The sequence below is a fragment of the Hymenobacter segetis genome (assembly GCF_038448715.1).
GTDB lineage: Bacteria > Bacteroidota > Bacteroidia > Cytophagales > Hymenobacteraceae > Hymenobacter > Hymenobacter segetis.
In genome coordinates, this window is sequence record NZ_JBCEVZ010000089.1 from 1 (window position 1) to 16504 (window position 16504).

Below are 16504 nucleotides of genomic sequence, written 5' to 3' on the forward strand. Positions count from 1 at the left end.
CGATGAGAATGTCCTGTCCGGCCCGCAGCTTTGGGGCGATTTCGGCCTCGAAGAATGTCACCACCCGCGCCTGCGTCTGTTGCAGGCTTTCGCCGCCGGGCGGGGGCACGGCGTAGCTGCGCCGCCAGATATCAATCTGCGCCTGGCCGTATTTCAGGGCCGTTTCGGCCTTGTTGAGGCCTTGCAGGTCGCCGTACATCCGCTCCCGCAACGCCCAAACGTGGTGCACCGGAATGGTGGCCCAGGCCGGCCGCGATACGATGATATCGAGCGTGCGCTCGGCCCGGATGAGGTCGGAGCTATAGGCCGCGTCGAAGTGGTAGCCGCGCAGCTTTTCGGCCACCTGCTGGGCTTCGGCATCGCCTTTGGGGCTGAGGGGCACATCGAGCCAGCCGGTAAAGATATTGGCCAGGTTGGAGGTTGATTCGCCGTGCCGGACGAGCACTAGGTTGGCCATAAGGTTGATTTAAAACGCGCTGAGGCCACCTGGCCTAACCTGCCTGGGCGGTTATACGTTGCCAGCAAGCTGCAATGATGCGGCTGCCCGCCTGAAGCTCCCATGAACCCGCTCGCCCACATTCTCGAACACAAGGTAGTCGCCATCGTGCGTGGTGCCGCCCCCAAAGACCTGCTCCGCATTGCCCAGGCGCTACACGCCGGCGGCGTGCGCGCCATGGAAGTCACGCTGAACTCGCCCGGGGCGCTGGCCTCCATTGGGGAAATTGCCGGGGGCATGGACGATGATTTTCTGGTGGGCGCCGGCACCGTGCTTGACCCCGAATCGGCGCGCGCCGCCCTGCTGGCCGGGGCAAAATTCATCATCTCGCCCACGCTCAACAAGAAAACCATCCGCATGACCAAGCGCTACGGGGCCGTGAGCATCCCCGGGGCCTACACCGCCACCGAGATTCTGAAAGCCTACGAATACGGCGGCGACCTCATCAAGGTATTCCCGGCCGGGGCCGGTGGGGCGAGCTATTTCAAGGACATTGCCGGGCCGCTGCCTTTCATTCCGCTCATGCCCACGGGCGGGGTTTCGCTGGATAATATCAAAGGTTTTGCTGATGCCGGGGCGAAGGCTTTTGGACTTGGCAGCGCGTTGGTGGATACCCGGCAGGCGGTGACGGACGAGAATCTGGCGCAGCTGACGGAGAAGGCGCGGGCGTTTGTGGCGGCCGTGGCGTAGGGTGCGGATAGCGCGGGGCTCTAGCCCCGTGCTGATTATTGGCGGGCCTCTGGCCCGCGGCACCAGCATATTTCATACCGCCCAGCCTGCGACGTTCTGTGGGCCACAGGCCCACTAATACCAGACACGGGGCCGGAGCCCCGCGCCATCAGTATTCATTCTTCCACCCAAGGACACCCCATGAAAATCATCCGCTTCGAACTCTTTCAGGTGCCGCCGCGCTGGCTGTTTCTCAAAATCGAAACCGACACCGGCTTCATCGGCTGGGGCGAGCCGGTGATTGAGGGCAAGGCCGCCACCGTGGCCGCCGCCGTGACGGAACTCATGGAGAACCTCATTGGCAAAGACCCGCTGCACATCGAAGACCATTGGCAGGTGATGTACCGGGGCGGTTTCTACCGGGGCGGGCCGATTCTGATGTCGGCCATCGCGGGCATCGACCAGGCACTGTGGGACATTAAGGGCAAGTACCACGATGCGCCGATTCACCAGCTGCTGGGCGGTCCGGTGCGGGATAAGATGCGCGTCTACTCCTGGATTGGCGGCGACCGGCCCGAGCATGTGGGCGCAGCTGCGGCCGAGATGGTGGCCAAAGGTTTCGACGCCATCAAGATGAACGCCACCGACGAAATGGCTTACGTCGACTCCTATGTGAAGATTGATGCCGTGCTGGCCCGCGTGGCGGCCGTTCGGGCGGCCGGCGGGCCGGGCTTGGGCATCGGCATCGATTTCCACGGGCGGGTGCACAAGACGATGGCCAAAGTGCTGGCCCACGAGCTGGAAACCTACCGCCCGATGTTCATCGAGGAGCCCGTGCTGCCGCAGAACAACGAGGCCCTGCGCGAGATTGCCCGGCACACCAGCATTCCCATTGCCACCGGTGAGCGGATGTTTTCGCGCTGGGATTTCAAGCAGCTACTCATTGATGGCTACGTCGATATTATTCAGCCCGATTTATCGCACGCCGGCGGCATCACCGAGTGCAAGAAAATCATCAGCATGGCCGAGGCGTTCGACGTGGCCGCCGCGCCGCATTGCCCGCTGGGGCCCATTGCGCTGGCCGCCTGCCTGCAGGTGGACGCCACTTGCCACAACGCATTCATTCAGGAGCAGAGCCTGGGGATTCATTACAACAAAGAGAATGATTTGCTCGATTACCTGGTCGATAAGTCGGTGTTTGACTATGAGGCGGGGCATTGCCGGATTCCCGGCGGGCCGGGGCTGGGCATTGAAATCAATGAGGAATACGTGCGTAGCCGAGCGGCTATTGGGCATGACTGGCACAATCCGATTTGGCGAAATGTGGATGGGAGCGTGGCAGAATGGTAGGGGTATTTTGATGAGAATGAAGAAAAGAGAATGGTCATGCTGAGCGCAGTCGAAGCATCTCTACCGCGCAACTAATTCAATTGCTGCAACGAAGCAGTAGAGATGCTTTGACTGCGCTTAGCATGACGGTCTGTTAACTAGATGAGCTAAACACCTTCCCACCAATGACCCCACCCCCCACCTTCCTCAGCTGCGACTGGGGCACCACCGCCTTCCGCCTGCGGCTGGTGGAGCGCGACACCCTGACCATCATCGCCGAGGAAAGCTCGAAGGAGGGTAACGCGGCCACGGCCGAACGCTGGCAGCAGGCCAGGCAGCCGCCCGAGCAGCGCGTGGCGTTTTACCTGAATATCGTGCGGCAGCACATTCAGCGGCTGGAAGCGGCGGCCGAAACCGCGCTGGCGGGCGTGCCAGTGGTGATTTCGGGCATGGCCTCGTCCACAATCGGCATGGCGGAGCTGCCGTATAAGCCGCTGCCCTTCGCGGTGGATGGCTCGGATTTGCTCACCAAAACCATTGGTCCAACGGCGGATTTTCCGCATCCGGTGCTGCTGATTTCGGGAGTGCGAAGCGACGATGACGTGATGCGCGGCGAGGAGGTGCAGCTGGTGGGCTGCGGGTTTGAGAACACGCCCGAGGAGCAGCTTTTCCTGCATCCCGGCACCCACGCCAAGCACGTCACGGTGCAAAATGGCCAGGCCACGGCCCTGAAAACCTACATGACGGGCGAGTTTTTCTCCCTGCTTTCGACCAAAAGTATTCTGGCGGCCTCGGTGGAGGAGGGAGGGAAGCTGGCCGAGGGCCGGCACCAGCAGTGGTTTGCCAAAGGGGTACTGGATGGCCAGCAGGCCAACCTGCTCCACAATGCCTTTCTGGTGCGAACCAACGACTTATTCCAGAAGAACAGCAAGCCGGAAAACTACTTCTATCTGAGCGGCCTGCTCATCGGCAGCGAATGCCACGAACTGCTGGCTCACCTGCCGGCCCGCATCGTGCTGGCCGGCGAGGCCGTGCTGGTGGACCTTTACGGCGCGGCCCTGCGCGTGCTGGGCATCGCCCACAAGTGCCCGGTAACCACCAAAACCGCCCAGGAAACAACCCTGCACGGCCAGCTGGCCGTGCTGAAGCAGCACCTCGCCGCATTGCTCACCACGTAGCCAGACCACCATGCAGGCCGAATCCATCCTTCACGCGCAGGCAGCTTTGGGCGAGGGCGCCCTCTGGAACCCGGAAACGGCCGAGCTGTACTGGGTCGATATCGAAGGCCGGGCGCTGCATATTTTCGACCCCGCCACGGGGCACGACCGCCGCTACCCGGTAGGCAAGCGCATTGGCACGGTGGTGCCCCGGCACGGCGGTCGCGCCCTAGTGGCGCTGCAAACCGGCATCCACGAAATCGACCTGACCACCGGTCTGCTCACCCGCCTCGCCGACCCCGTGACGGACCAGTACCTGCGCTTCAACGACGGCAAGTGCGACCCGGCGGGCCGCTTCTGGGTGGGTACCTTCGACCTGATGCTGCGCCCCCACGCCGGCACCCTCTACCGCTTCGACCCCGACGGCAGCACCCACGCCATGCTGCGCCGCATCACCAATTCCAACGGCATCGCGTGGTCATTGGACCGCCGCACGATGTACTACATCGACACGCCCACCCTCGCCGTGCAGGCTTTTGACTACGACAATGCCACGGGCCACATCGCCAACCCGCGCGTCATCATTCGCATCCCGGAAGGCAGCGGCGGGCCCGATGGCATGACCATCGACGCCGAAGGCCAGCTCTGGGTGGCGCTGTGGGGCGCGGGGCGCGTGCACCGCTACGACCCCGCTACCGGTGCGTTGCTCCAGGTCATCACCGTGCCTGCGCCGTTTACCTCCTCGTGCGCGTTCGGCGGGCCGGGGCTCGAAACCCTATTCATCACCACGGCGCGGGGCGGCCTCACACCGCAGCAGGCAGCCGAATTTCCGCTCAGCGGCGACGTGTTTGCCGTGCGGCCGGGCGTGGCAGGGGTGCCGGCCTGCTTTTTTGGCGAAGCGTAAGGCGGACTTTTAGTCTGCGAATTCAGGTGAGCCACTCGCGGACTAAAAGTCCGCGCTACAACTCCTGCACCTGCAATTGAATGTTCACGTTGCGGCCGTGGTCGTCGGCACAGGAAATCTTTACCGCTCCGCTGGGCGGCCGGAAAAACACCCGCTCAGTAGCCGAAGCCGCACGCAGAAACCGGTCGTTCACGTACCAGAATACCTGGCGTACCTCGCTGCCCGCGGCGCAACTCAGCAGCATCTGCTGCTTGTCGAGACGGTCGAGTACGTACTCGGCGTGGTCGAGCGGAGAGGTGATGGCCAGAGCCGCGCCCGCGCCGCTGTCGGTGGTGCGCACCAGCCGGCAGGCGGGGTTGTGCGGCGGCAGACGTGTACTGGACAGACCCTGAGATTCCCGGAACGCCAGCACTTCGGGCAGCGGGTTGGGGAAGAGCTGGCGCTTGAAGCCCGCCGCCGGCACGCAGGCGCGGCAGTAAGCAATAGTGCCATCGGCCGATACGAGGGCTTCTTTCTGGTGCTCGCAGTGGCGGGCCGAAGAGGTGCCGGGCAGGTAGTAGTCGATGAGCTGATTGGGGCAATGCTCGCCGGGCACGAGGCCGGTTTCGGCGCACACAAGGCGAAAATCGAGGGTGGTGGGCGGCACAGCCCAGCGGTTGGGCGAGTTGTAGGCGAGGGTATTGAAGAGGTCGAAGAGCAGGGGCGAGGCCACGTCGGCCCCGGTGAGGGCGGGGCTGCCCTGCCCGCTGAAATTGCCCACCCACACGCCAATGGTGTAGTCGGCATTATAACCGATGCTCCAGGCATCGCGGCGGCCGTAGCTGGTGCCGGTTTTCCAGGCGATTTTGGGCAGGTGGCGGCTGTTTTGGTAGCCCATCGGCAGGTCGGGGCGGGTGCGCTGGGCGAGGATGTCGGTGATGAGGAAGGCGGCGGCGGGGGATAAGAGAAGGGTTGAGGGTTGAGTTTTGAGGGTTAGGTTTTTTTTCTCAATGGGTGTGGTGTTGTGGAGCGGCTGATAATTTCCACCATTGGCTAGGGCAGCGTACAGGCCCGTCAGCTCCTCCAGCGTGGCCCCGCAGCCGCCCAGAATGGTGCTCAATCCCAGTCTCGGAGCCGCTTTGGCCACGCTTTTAAAGCCAGCCGCCCGCAGATTATCGGTGAAAACGGGCACACCCACATCGGCCAGCACGCGCACGGCTGGGATGTTGAGCGAGTAGGTCAGGGCCCGCTCAACGGTTACTTCGCCGGCGCAGCTTTTGTCGAAATTTTCGGGACGGAAGCCGCTGAAATTGGTGGGCACGTCGGGCAGCTTCAGCTTGGGCGTCACGATGCCTCTATCTACCGCCAGCGCATACAAAAACGGCTTGAGCGCGCTGCCCGGCGAGCGAATGGCCCGCACGCCATCCACCTGCCCGCTACTGGCGGCATCGGTAAAATCGGCGGAGCCTACGTAGGCTTCCACAGCGCGGGTGCGGTTATTCACCACCAGCACGGCGGCCTGCGAAATGCCCAGCTCGCGCAGACGGCGCACGTAGTTTTTGGTCAGGTCCTCGGCTTTGGCCTGGGGGTTGCGCCGGAGTGTGGAGTGGATGATGGGCTGATTCGGAAACTGCGAAACCAGCCGGCGCGCCAGGTGCGGGGCCAGCGTGGGGGCCGCGTGGCGCTGCACGTCCAGCGGCTCATTAATGGCATCTTCAATATCCTGGTTCGGGAACAAATGCTGCTGCTGAAACTGCCGCAGCCAGCGGTTGCGCTCGGCCAGGATTTTATCATTGTTCTTGCCCAAAACCAGCACGCGCGGCTGGTTGGGAATAATGGCCAGCGTCACGGTCTGGGCCAGCGAGAGGTAATCGGGCGGTTGCTGGAAGTAGAGCAGCGCGGCCGATTTCACGCCTTCGATATTGCCGCCGTAGGGCACCAGGTTCAGGTAGAGCTGGAGGATTTCGGCCTTACTGTAGTGGGCTTCCAGCTGCGTGGCTCGCAGCATTTCGAGCAGCTTATTGCCGAAGGTGCGCTCCTTGGGCTCCAGTAGCCGGGCCACCTGCATGGTGATGGTGCTGGCCCCGGTGGTGCGGCCTTTTTTGAAGATGTTCCGGCCAGCGGCCTGCATTATCGCCACGGGGTTTACCCCGAAATGGTAGCGGAAATACCGGTCTTCTTTCTGGATAATGGCTTGCTGTAGTGCCGGTGTTATTTCGGCCAGCTCCGTCTTCATTCGCCACTTCTGCGTGGGGTTCAAGAAGGCGTGGAGCACGCTACCATCGGCCGCCAGCACGATGGGGGAGTAGCGCGGGGCGAGCGGCAGAGGGCAGAGCCAGTCGAGCCCAAACAGTATCAACCCACCAATCAGCAAAGTGCTTAAAAGCCGCAATCCATTACGCCGATTCATAATCAAATATACTTGTGCGCTCAGGCCCTACAGCAGGTAGATATGCCTTCGGCTGATTTTCAGATAATACCTGGTTGCTAAGTCTGTCTCTTGTTCAGTAGGTCGATGGTCTTGCTGACGCTTGTGCTTATCAGCGATGGATTAGATGAGTGTCTGATTTTTTTTGCTAAACCCAGGATATTCCCGCAAATTGCCGGGCTGGTCTAAAATAAATTGTGCTTAACAACGGACCTATCTACCCCTCATGGAGCAAGTGCTGGATTACGCTACCGCGCGCTACCTGCTCAGCGAAAAGCCGGCCCCGGCCATTGCGCTGTTGCGAGGGCAAAAGGATAATCCGGCGTTTACGGTCAGTTTTCTGTACGAGGTTTTTCGGCAGCACCATATCAGCCGGGTGCCGCACGAGCGGCTGTTGGTTCGCCTGGAGCAGCATGTGGAGACGTATGAGCCCGACCATGAGCCCAATCCGCGCCTGCGGGCACAGGAATGGCTCCGGCGCTGGACGGATGAAACCATGCCTCTGCTGGCCCGGCGGCAGGAAGGCGACGGCCAGGTGCACTACGAGCTGACCACGCACAGCGAAATGGTGTTTCGGTGGCTGGCCATGCTGGAAACCCGCACGTTTGTGGGCACCGAGTCCCGGTTCCGAAGCCTGTTTGCGGGCTTGCGGGAGCTGCTGGAGCGCAGCCACGACGACCCCCAGCAGCGCATTCGGGAGCTGGAAGCCCAGCGCCAGCGGCTCGATGAGGAAATTGAGCAGATTCGGGCCACCAACCAGGTGACGCCACTTTCCGATACGCAGGTGCGGGAGCGGTACACCGAGCTGGGCCAAACGGCTGAGCTGCTGCTAGGCGATTTCAAAACCGTGCGGCAGAACTTCCGCGAAATGTCGTTTCGCCTCATGCAGCAGCAGGCCGCTACGCAGCACCGGGGGCAGCTGCTGGGCGGGGCCTTGCAGGAGCGGAAGCATCTGGAGCAGTCGGACCAAGGCCAGAGCTTCCAAGCGTTCTGGCTGTTTCTGCACGAAGACGAGGCCAAGGACGAATGGAGCACGCTGGTGCAAGCCGCGCACGAAGTGTTGCACGCCCGGCAACTGGGGCAGCCGCATCCGCTGCTGGCGCGCCTCAAAGAGCACCTGCATACCGAGGCCGATGTGGTGATTACTGCCAAGCAGGTGCTGGCCGAAAAGCTGCACCGTGCTCTGGCCCAGGAAACCGTGGCCGACCGCCGCCTCACGGCCACGCTGCTCCGCGAAATCCGTGACCTGGCCCGCCGGGCCTCCCCCCAGCCGCCGGATGTGCGCCATTTCATTACTCTGGAAACCGACGAAGCCGCTGTGTACCTGCCCCTGGCACGCCCGCCGCAGTTTGAGCCGCCGCAGGTGGTGGCCTGCGCCCTGCCCAAGCCCGCCACCCGCACTTCCGTGGCCGAACTGTTGGCGACCCTGGGCGAGGAAGCCCCGCCCGTTGATGTCCGCCGCTTGGAGCAGCAATTGGCCGATATGCTATTGCTACGGCCCACGGTGGCGCTGGCGGAAGTGGTGGCCCGGTACGGCCTGCCGCAAGGCTTGCCGGAACTGGTGGCTTACCTGGCCGGCGAAACCCGGCAACCGGCTCACTTCGACCCCGATGCCCCGACCGAATGCCTTGCTTTGCCGGATGCCCGGCGGGTGCGGCTGCCCAAAGTCTACTTCACCGCTTCCTGAATAATTCTATTCCAGACTTTCTACCGATGGCTGCTGATTTCGCCCCGCATGTGCTGCGCCTGTTGCTCGGTGCCGTGTACGACACCGACAAAACCCAGTGGCGCGAGCTGGAACAACTGCAGGTGAGCATCGGCCAGTACCTAGCCAAAATAGGGCTGAAGCTACACCTGGATAAGGACCAGGGCCTGGCCTATGTAACGCAGCCCGCGCCCGACGAAGACGAGTACGACGCCAGCCAACCCGACCTGCCGCGCCTGATGCGCCGCCATCAGTTGTCCTATGAGCTAACCATGCTGTGCGTGGCGCTGCGCTACCACCTCGACCGTTTCGACCAGGCCGCGACCGACGACACGCGCCGCTGCTTCGTGACCCGGGCCGAGCTGCGCCAGCAATTGGAGCTGTTTGCCCGTCCCACTACCGACGAGGCCAAGGCCAGCAAGCAGTTGGATGCCGACCTGAAAACGGCCGAACGACTGGGGTTTTTACGCACCACGGCTCCGGATAAAACCCTGGACCCGGAGCCGCGCTACGAAATCTGCCGCCTGGTAACGGCCCTCATCAGCAACGCAAAGCTGCTGGATGTGCGCGACCAGTTGCGCCAGCACCTGGCCGGCCCCGCCAGTGCTGAGCTACCCGACGAGGAATCGTCCGAACCTGCCTTTCCTTCCCTGTAACCCATGCGCACACTTGACTTTGGCTTCGCAACGGCTCTACCCGGCTTTCGGCTGCACACGTTGGAAATTTATAACTGGGGCACGTTTCACGGGCCGGTGTGGCAGCTTAGCCCCGGCGGAAGCACCACCCTGCTCACGGGTCCCAACGGGGCGGGCAAAACCACGGTGGTTGATGCCCTGGTGACGTTGCTCACACCCCCACAGCACCGGCATTTCAACCAGTCGAGCGGCACGGAGGCCAAGCGTGACCGGAGTATCAAGTCCTACATGGAAGGAGCCTATGGCACCGGTCAGGATGCTGAAACGGGCGACGTAACCGCACAGGTATTGCGGGCCGGCACGGGCTACTACAGCTGGCTGTCGGCCACTTTCCACCACGCCGACCTGGGCCAGACCCTTACCCTAGTGCAGTACCGCCGCTTCCGGCAGGGCGAGCTCGTGACACACTACCTGGTGCTGCCGCGCGCAGTCAGTTTGAAGGCCGATGAGGTATTGCAAGCCCGGTTAGCTGGCGAGCCCGCTGGCTGGCGCACGCATCTGCTGGCTGGGGGCGTTTTCAAGGAAACGCCATCGTTTGAGCAATACGCGGCCGAATGGCAACGGACGGTGGACGTGCGCTCCGACAAGGCCCTGACGCTGTTCAGCAAAACCGTTGGCATGAAAATGCTGGGCAGCCTGGATGAGTTTGTGCGGCGCGAAATGCTCGGCGATGCCGGAGGCGAGGCGGCCTTCCGGGAGCTGTATGACGCCTACCGGCACCTGCTGGAAGTCTACCACCTGCTGCAAAAAGCCGAGCACCAGGTGCGGCTGCTGCAGCCCGTTGTGGACACCGGCCGCGAGTACCAGGCGGCTGAGACCAGCCGCGCTGCGCTGGACGCGGCCATGGCGGCGGTACCCGAAATTTTTGGCCAGCGCAAAATAACCGTGCTGCGCCAGGTGCTGGCCCAAAGCAAGCAGGAAGCCGCCGCCGCTACGGCGCAGCAACAGGCGCTGCACGAGGCCTTGCAAGTGCTGAAGCCGCGCATCAGTCAGCTGGAATTTGAAGTCCGCAATTCTGACGTGGGCCGCAAGCTGGAACTTGTGCGCGAGCAGTTGCGCAGCGCCACCCAGCGCCTGAGCCAAAAGCGCGAATTCCATGAGCAGTATGCCCAACTGGCGCAGCAGGTTGGTCTGAACATGCCCACCACCGCCCCGGAGTTTGAGACGGCCCGCCAGCAGGCCGAGCAACAAGTAGCCGCATCGAAAGCCACCGAAGAGGAACTCGAAACTGACCTGGCCGGCCAGCTGGGCCGGCAACAAACTGCCCAGCAGCAGCGCGAGCAAGGCGAGAAAGACCTGGAGGCCCTCCGCGAGCAGCGCACCCTGATTCCGCGGGAAATGACGGCCCTGCGCCAGCGCCTGTGCCAAACGCTGGACATCAGCCCGGCGCAGATTCCGTTCATCGGCGAGCTGCTGCAGGTGAAAGCCGAGGCTGCCGAATGGCGGCCCGCCATCGAAAAATTGTTGCACGGCGTGGGCCTGCAATTGCTGGTGCCCACCGCGCTGGCTGCCCGCATCAACCGGTACGTGCACGAAACCGACCTGGGCGGCCGGCTGGTGTACCACCGCGTAGAGCCCGGCCAGGGGCTGGTCAGTGGGGAATTGGGGGCCGACTCGCTGCTCCACAAGCTGGATATTGCAGAGAGGCGACCATTTGATGTGTGGCTGCGGACGCACCTATACCAACACTACAACTACTGCTGCACCGATGATTTGGCGCGTTTTGAGGACGGTGCGGAGCCCCTGGTGCTCACCAGCGCGGGCCTGACGCGCACCCGCCACCGCCACGAAAAGGACGACCGTCCGGGCAAAACCGGCCCACGCCACTACGTGCTGGGCTGGGACAACCAGGCAAAAATAACCGCGCTGGATAACGAGCTGCGCGAACTGCGACAGCGGGAAAATGCCGCCGCCCAAGCCATCGGGCGCATCCGCGAAGCCCGGGGGCAGCTTCGCAAAAAGCAGGAGCAGCTTGGACTGCTACTCCGCGTCAAATCATTTGAGGAGCTGGATTGGGCCACCGAAAAGACACACCACCAACAGCTAACCCAGCAGCAGGAGCAGCTCCAGCACCAGCGCGACAACGACGAAGCGCTACGCCGGACGCAGGCGCAGCTAGTAGCCGCCCGCGCCGAAGAAGCCCAGGTGCTGGCTGATAAAACCCAGGTCGATAAATTATTGGGGGGACTGGAAAACGATGTTCAGCGACTGACTGGCCAGCTGCAAAGCGAAACCGACGCTTGGCCCAACACGCCTAGCCCGGTGCCCGCCGGCCTGTGGCTGGCCGCTCCGCTGCCGGACCCCGCCACCGTAGAAGAAGCCGACCACCAGCGCGCCACCACGGAAAGCCAGCTGCGCACTCGCCACGCCGGCCACGCCGGACAGGTTCAAAAGCTGCTGCCCCGCTTGGTCAACCAGATGAATCAGTTTCGCAAGCCCAACCAGCTACCCGAAGCCTATGCTGCGCAGTGGCACGCCGAATGCGCCAACCTGCTGGCTAATCCCGATAGTCTGGGCGACTACGAACTGTTGTACCAGCGCCTGAGCGTCGAAAACCTGCCCCAATACCAGCAGCAGTTCCAGAAACACCTGACGACAGATGTCCTGCAGTTCGTGTTCAAATTCCGCAAGACGCTGGCGGAGCAGCTGCGGGATGTTCGGGGCAGCATTGGCGAGCTGAACGAAGCGTTGGTGAGCATCGATTTCAGCCAGCAGCCGCGCGCCTATATTCGCCTCACGGCCACCGACGTGCGCGACGGGGCCGCGCAAGGCATCGCCGCGTTTCGCGCCCGCCTGCACCAGGCCGTGCCCAACCAGGAGCTACTGGCCTCGCGCGACCCGCAGCAAGCCCTGATTGCCTTCGAAAACCTCCGAACCCTGCTCGATGAGCTGCACCGCGACGACACCATGCGCCGCAAGGTGCTGGACGTGCGCAACTGGCTGCAATTCGGGGCCGAAGAAGTGGCCCGCGAAACGGGGCAGGTCATCAACGTGTATTCCAATTCGGGCGGGCGCTCGGGCGGCGAGAAGGCCAAGTTGGCCTACACCGTGCTGGCCGCCGCCATCGCCTACCAGTACAATGCCCTGAAGCCCGGCCGCCACCAGCCCTCGTTCCGCTTCGTGGTCATCGACGAAACCTTTAGCAAAAGCGACGCCGCCAACTCGACCTACGCCCTGAAGCTCTTTGCGCAGCTCGGCCTGCAGCTGATGATTGTGACGCCGCTCGACAACATTCCCCTGGCCGCCCCTTTCATCGAGCACCTGCACCTGGTGCGCCGCCGGCCCACTTTCGAGTCGGAAGTGTGGGACCTGACGCTGGAGCAGTATCAGCAGCGCCACGCCGCCCCGGCGGCCGTTGCCACTGGCGAAGTGCCCGCTAACGCATGATTACGCCGGAAGAGATAGGCGCGAAAGCTCGCCGCTATTATCCACGCCTGCTGCAGGCATGGCTGGCCGATACGCTGCCCGCGCAGTTCCCGTTGGTGATAGCCGGCAACAAAGGCAGCCTGACCACCGAGCCCGCCCAACGCACGCAGCAGCTGCAAGCCCTGCGCGCCGGCTCCCTCGAGGGCCGGGGCTTTGGCTACGTGGTGCACTGGGCCACGGTGCGCTCGCCCCGGCACGGCGAGCAGGGCGTGCCCGTCCGAATCCAGCTGGAAACGCTGGAGGATTACCTGCGCCTCTGTGGCCTGGCCGCAGATTTTGCCTGCTTTCAGGCGCAAGCCGACCTCATTCGGCAGCAACTGCCGGCCCTGACCGGCTGGTTGGAACTGCATCCTGAACGGGTAACCCCGCATACCGGATACTGGCCGGAACTGCTGGCCGTCTGCCAGTTCTTCCTGGCAAATCCACGGCCCAACCTGTACGCCCGCCAGGTGCCCGGCGTGCACAGCAAATTCGTGGAGCAGCACAGCGGCATTCTCAGCAGCTTACTGAGCTACTTGTTGCCCCCCGAGCAGCAGGAGCCGACCACCGATTTTGCCACCCGCTTCGGCCTGCGAACCGATGCGGCCGCCGTCCGTTTCCGGCTATTGGATGAAATGCTGGCCGCCGCTTTTGGCGGCCTTGCCGACCTCACCATTCCACAACCGGATTTTGAGCGCCTGACTTTGCCCATGCAGCCCGGATTGAAAGTGCTGGTAGTCGAGAACAAACTCACTTTTCTGACTTTGCCCCCATTGCCTGCCACCCTGGCAATCTGGGGCAGTGGCTACGCCGTGGAGCGCCTGCGCCATTGCCACTGGCTACACCACCTGCCGCTGTGGTACTGGGGCGACCTGGACCTGCACGGCCTGCGCATTCTGACGCAGTTGCGCAGCTATTTTCCGCAAGCCCGGTCGGTGCTCATGGATGCGAAGACGTACCATGACCACGAGCGTTTTGCCCATGCCGGCACCATTCCATCCCAAATCAACTTTGAGCTGCTGACTCCGGGTGAGGAAAAGCTCTATCAGCTGCTAATTAGCAAGCCAGCGCAAAACCGCTTGGAACAGGAGCATATTTCAGATGCCTATCTGATGAATGTTCTGCAATCAAAATTGAGTTGAGATTAGCCTGCCGATGATTGTTAAAACCAGAGGAATGGTCATACAGCATTGCGCGCTGCACGACCGTTCTTTTGATTTTACCGCACCCGCACCACGCCAGCTCCATTGTAGCTGTGGTAGTCCGCGTTGTACATCGCATCGGCATTCACCGGCCCCAGCTTGAATGTACCTTTTGACACCGCGCGGCATAGGTAATAAAAATGCTTCGGCGCGCCCGTGGCGGTGGTGAACATGTTAATCCGGTCATCCCGCACGTCCAGATAGTCAGGCGTACTGGCATCCTTCGCCCAGGACAATTCCCGCAACGCGCCAATGCGCGGGTTCTCAATTTCCAACCCAGCTGGCAGCAAATCCGTGATGGCGACGTTCTTTATCTCGCCGGCCGCGTCGCCGGCTTCGATGGAAATTCTCACCACCACCAAATCGTTCTGGCGGAAGCTGGGGGTGCCCAGCGGCACGCCGTCGCGGTTCAGGAACTGGCGGCGGACTTTCAGGTAGGTGTCTTCTTCCTTCACCTGGCCGCTGGCCGAGATGCCTTCGGTTTCCCAGAAGTAGTAGAGGCTGCCTTTGCCGGCGGTGCGGATGCTCACGTTGCGGTTGGCTACGTTGCGGATTGTGAGGTCTTTGCCATCGAAGCCGCCTGCCGGTTTGCCGTCGATGGTGAGGGTGGCGGTGGCGGTGCTGCGGGCGTTCTGGCGGGCTATTTTGCCGAGGGCGAGCAGGGCGAAGGATTCTTCCTGGGTGCTGAGCCAGGGCGATGCTTTTAGCTGGCGGCTGAGCTGGCGGGCGATGCCGGGGATTTGCGGATTGTTGGGGTCGGTGCTGACGAGGGCGTTGAGGATGAGGCCTTCGTCGCGGATGGGGGAGTAGAACGAGCCATCGAGGGCGCGCCGGGTCGCTCGCTCGCTGCCGAATTTGGTCGGCAGCAACTCGCGGAAGGCGCGCTGGTTGCCGAGCAGGCTCTGGGTGCAGGCGAGGAGGAACCGGGAGTCCTCGGTGAGCAGGGGGCGGTTGGCGCGGTAGTAATTCATGGCCACGGGGTCTTGGCGGCCGGCCAGGGCGAGGACGTAGAGCGAGTAGGCGATTTCCTTGCTGGCTATCGTGCGCTGGCGGGCAATGTTGCTGACGTCGAAGTACTGGTAGGGCTCGGTTTCGCGCTTTTTGAGGCGGAAGGCCAGGTATTTCAGCACCTTGTCGAGCACGGATTTATTCACCGCGAAGCCGGCTTGCTGGGCTTCCTGCAGAAAATGGGCGGCGTAGGCGGTGGCCCACCAGTTGTCGTAGTCGCCGCCCGGCCAGTAGCTCAGGCTGCCGTTGTAGAGCTGCATCGCCTCAATCTTGCGGATGGCTTCCTGCACGTGGTAGTTCGGATTGTAGCGCTGGGCCTTGGCGGCGGCCCCGGTTTTCTGCTGCAAAGTGGCCGCCAAATCGGCGTAGTAGAGCTGCGGGAAGGCGGCCGACACGGTTTGCTCCAGGCAGCCGTAGGGGTATTGCAGCAGGTAGCGCAAATCCTTGCTGAACTCCGTGAGCGGCGAGCGGCTCACGACAAGCCGACTGCTGAGCGAGGTGGGCAGGAAATCGGTTTTCAGGTTGAGCGGGAGCGTGGCCCCGTCGGCAATCACGCCGCTGCCAGTGCGCTTTTCGAGCGAGGCGGCGGGGCGAATTGGGAGTTCGACAGTTTCAGTGAGGCTTTCCGTTTTTCCAGCCCCACCAATATCTACAATGGTTTTCAGTTCTGCATTTCCGATAGTCTTTGCTACCAGCTTTACAGATATCCTCTTTTCCGACTGCTTTTTCAATTCATAAAAAGGCGTCCCCTTATTATCTAAAATCAATGGGAGCACCGGCGTCAGCCCTTTCATCTGTTGAATGAAGGGGACGGTTATTGATTTATTCGTAGTGTTAGTCAGTGTTATAACTGCATCAATCGTGTCGCCGGGGCTCATAAACCGCGGCAGCGCCGTGGAAATCACCACCGGGTCGGCCACCTTCATCGTGAATTCGGCCGAGCCGAAGGCATCGTCTTTGTAGGCTACGGCCATGATGCGGAGCGCCCCGCTGAACTGCGGCACGCGCACCCGGTAGCGCACTTTGCCGTCGCCGTCGGCGGTGAGCACGCCGCTCCATTTCGAAACCAGTTTCACGCGGCGGTTGGGCACGGGGTTGGTGCGGTTGCGCATGTCGGCCGCGTCGCCGCCGCTGCTGCTGGTGCCGAGCTCGGGCAGCAGGAAGGGGTACACGTCGAAGGCCGATACTTCGAGGGCGCGCTTCTGGTAGAAGTAGGCGTGCGGGTCGGGCGTCTGGTAGTTTTTGAGCTGCAGAATGCCTTCGTCCACCACGGCCAGGGTGAGCTGGGCGCTGGGCGCGGTGGTGATTTCCACGGTTTGCCAGGTCTGGGAGCGGCTGGCGGCGGGCGCGGCAATGGCCACGGCGAGGCGCGAATCGGCCTTTTCCACGGTCAGGGGCAGGAAGCCGCGGGCCACGGTGAGGGGCAGGCGGTCCTGGGCGGTGTGGGCGCGCACGGCGGTGGCGGTCACGTACACGTTGGGCACATGCTCGGCTTTGATGGGGATTTTGACCTCGGCCGCCTTGCCG

The 16504-nt window shown here is 62.7% G+C and carries 11 protein-coding genes; 8 read left to right on the forward strand and 3 right to left on the reverse strand.

Going from position 1 to position 16504, the window contains the following annotated elements; genetic code table 11:
* Positions 1–457 (reverse strand): 2,3-bisphosphoglycerate-dependent phosphoglycerate mutase (locus AAFH49_RS20950; protein ID WP_342301265.1); only part of this gene is annotated, 457 nt, incomplete at its 3' end.
* 102 nt (positions 458–559) lie between these two features.
* On the opposite strand from AAFH49_RS20950, the gene AAFH49_RS20955 reads away from it, so the two are divergent.
* The 4 genes from AAFH49_RS20955 to AAFH49_RS20970 all read left to right on the forward strand — a co-directional run bounded on the left by AAFH49_RS20955 (position 560) and on the right by AAFH49_RS20970 (position 4555).
* On the forward strand, positions 560–1186 hold the full coding sequence (locus AAFH49_RS20955; RefSeq protein WP_342301267.1) for a bifunctional 4-hydroxy-2-oxoglutarate aldolase/2-dehydro-3-deoxy-phosphogluconate aldolase: 627 nt from the start codon (positions 560–562) through the stop codon (positions 1184–1186).
* Between the two features lie 180 nt (positions 1187–1366).
* Entirely contained in the window at positions 1367–2515 is a 1149-nt protein-coding gene (gene dgoD / locus AAFH49_RS20960; RefSeq protein WP_342301269.1) for a galactonate dehydratase, read from the forward strand.
* 164 nt (positions 2516–2679) lie between these two features.
* Positions 2680–3672, forward strand: coding sequence for a 2-dehydro-3-deoxygalactonokinase (locus AAFH49_RS20965; RefSeq protein WP_342301271.1), 993 nt, complete (start codon positions 2680–2682; stop codon positions 3670–3672).
* 10 nt (positions 3673–3682) lie between these two features.
* A complete protein-coding gene (locus AAFH49_RS20970; RefSeq protein ID WP_342301273.1) occupies positions 3683–4555 on the forward strand; it encodes an SMP-30/gluconolactonase/LRE family protein in 873 nt (290 codons plus the stop codon).
* Positions 4556–4610: 55 nt separating this feature from the next.
* On the opposite strand, the gene pbpC is transcribed toward AAFH49_RS20970, so the two are convergent.
* Positions 4611–6893: a penicillin-binding protein 1C gene (pbpC, locus tag AAFH49_RS20975; protein WP_342301276.1), complete on the reverse strand. Its 2283-nt coding sequence runs from the start codon at positions 6891–6893 to the stop codon at positions 4611–4613.
* A gap of 295 nt (positions 6894–7188) precedes the next feature.
* Here pbpC and AAFH49_RS20980 point away from each other — a divergent pair, with 295 nt between their 5' ends.
* The 4 genes from AAFH49_RS20980 to AAFH49_RS20995 are packed head-to-tail and all read left to right on the forward strand — an operon-like array spanning position 7189 to position 13909.
* Complete coding sequence (locus tag AAFH49_RS20980) at positions 7189–8649, forward strand: DUF3375 family protein (protein WP_342301278.1); 1461 nt, start codon at positions 7189–7191, stop codon at positions 8647–8649.
* Positions 8650–8675: 26 nt separating this feature from the next.
* On the forward strand, positions 8676–9323 hold the full coding sequence (locus AAFH49_RS20985; RefSeq protein ID WP_342301280.1) for a DUF4194 domain-containing protein: 648 nt from the start codon (positions 8676–8678) through the stop codon (positions 9321–9323).
* Positions 9324–9326: 3 nt separating this feature from the next.
* Positions 9327–12749: an ATP-binding protein gene (locus AAFH49_RS20990; protein ID WP_342301282.1), complete on the forward strand. Its 3423-nt coding sequence runs from the start codon at positions 9327–9329 to the stop codon at positions 12747–12749.
* Positions 12746–13909: a Wadjet anti-phage system protein JetD domain-containing protein gene (locus AAFH49_RS20995; protein WP_342301284.1), complete on the forward strand. Its 1164-nt coding sequence runs from the start codon at positions 12746–12748 to the stop codon at positions 13907–13909. Before AAFH49_RS20990 ends, AAFH49_RS20995 begins: the two co-directional genes overlap by 4 nt.
* Positions 13910–13986: 77 nt before the next feature.
* On the opposite strand, the gene AAFH49_RS21000 is transcribed toward AAFH49_RS20995, so the two are convergent.
* Positions 13987–16504: alpha-2-macroglobulin family protein (locus tag AAFH49_RS21000; protein WP_342301286.1), on the reverse strand; the 2518-nt coding region annotated here is incomplete at its 5' end.

What these genes read in the sequence shown, in the direction of transcription:
- AAFH49_RS20955 (WP_342301267.1), top strand. Translation starts at nt 560, where the DNA reads ATGAACCCGCTCGCCCACATTCTCGAACACAAGGTAGTCGCCATCGTG.
- dgoD (WP_342301269.1), top strand. Translation starts at nt 1,367, where the DNA reads ATGAAAATCATCCGCTTCGAACTCTTTCAGGTGCCGCCGCGCTGGCTG.
- AAFH49_RS20965 (WP_342301271.1), top strand. Translation starts at nt 2,680, where the DNA reads ATGACCCCACCCCCCACCTTCCTCAGCTGCGACTGGGGCACCACCGCC.
- AAFH49_RS20970 (WP_342301273.1), top strand. Translation starts at nt 3,683, where the DNA reads ATGCAGGCCGAATCCATCCTTCACGCGCAGGCAGCTTTGGGCGAGGGC.
- AAFH49_RS20980 (WP_342301278.1), top strand. Translation starts at nt 7,189, where the DNA reads ATGGAGCAAGTGCTGGATTACGCTACCGCGCGCTACCTGCTCAGCGAA.
- AAFH49_RS20985 (WP_342301280.1), top strand. Translation starts at nt 8,676, where the DNA reads ATGGCTGCTGATTTCGCCCCGCATGTGCTGCGCCTGTTGCTCGGTGCC.
- AAFH49_RS20990 (WP_342301282.1), top strand. Translation starts at nt 9,327, where the DNA reads ATGCGCACACTTGACTTTGGCTTCGCAACGGCTCTACCCGGCTTTCGG.
- AAFH49_RS20995 (WP_342301284.1), top strand. Translation starts at nt 12,746, where the DNA reads ATGATTACGCCGGAAGAGATAGGCGCGAAAGCTCGCCGCTATTATCCA.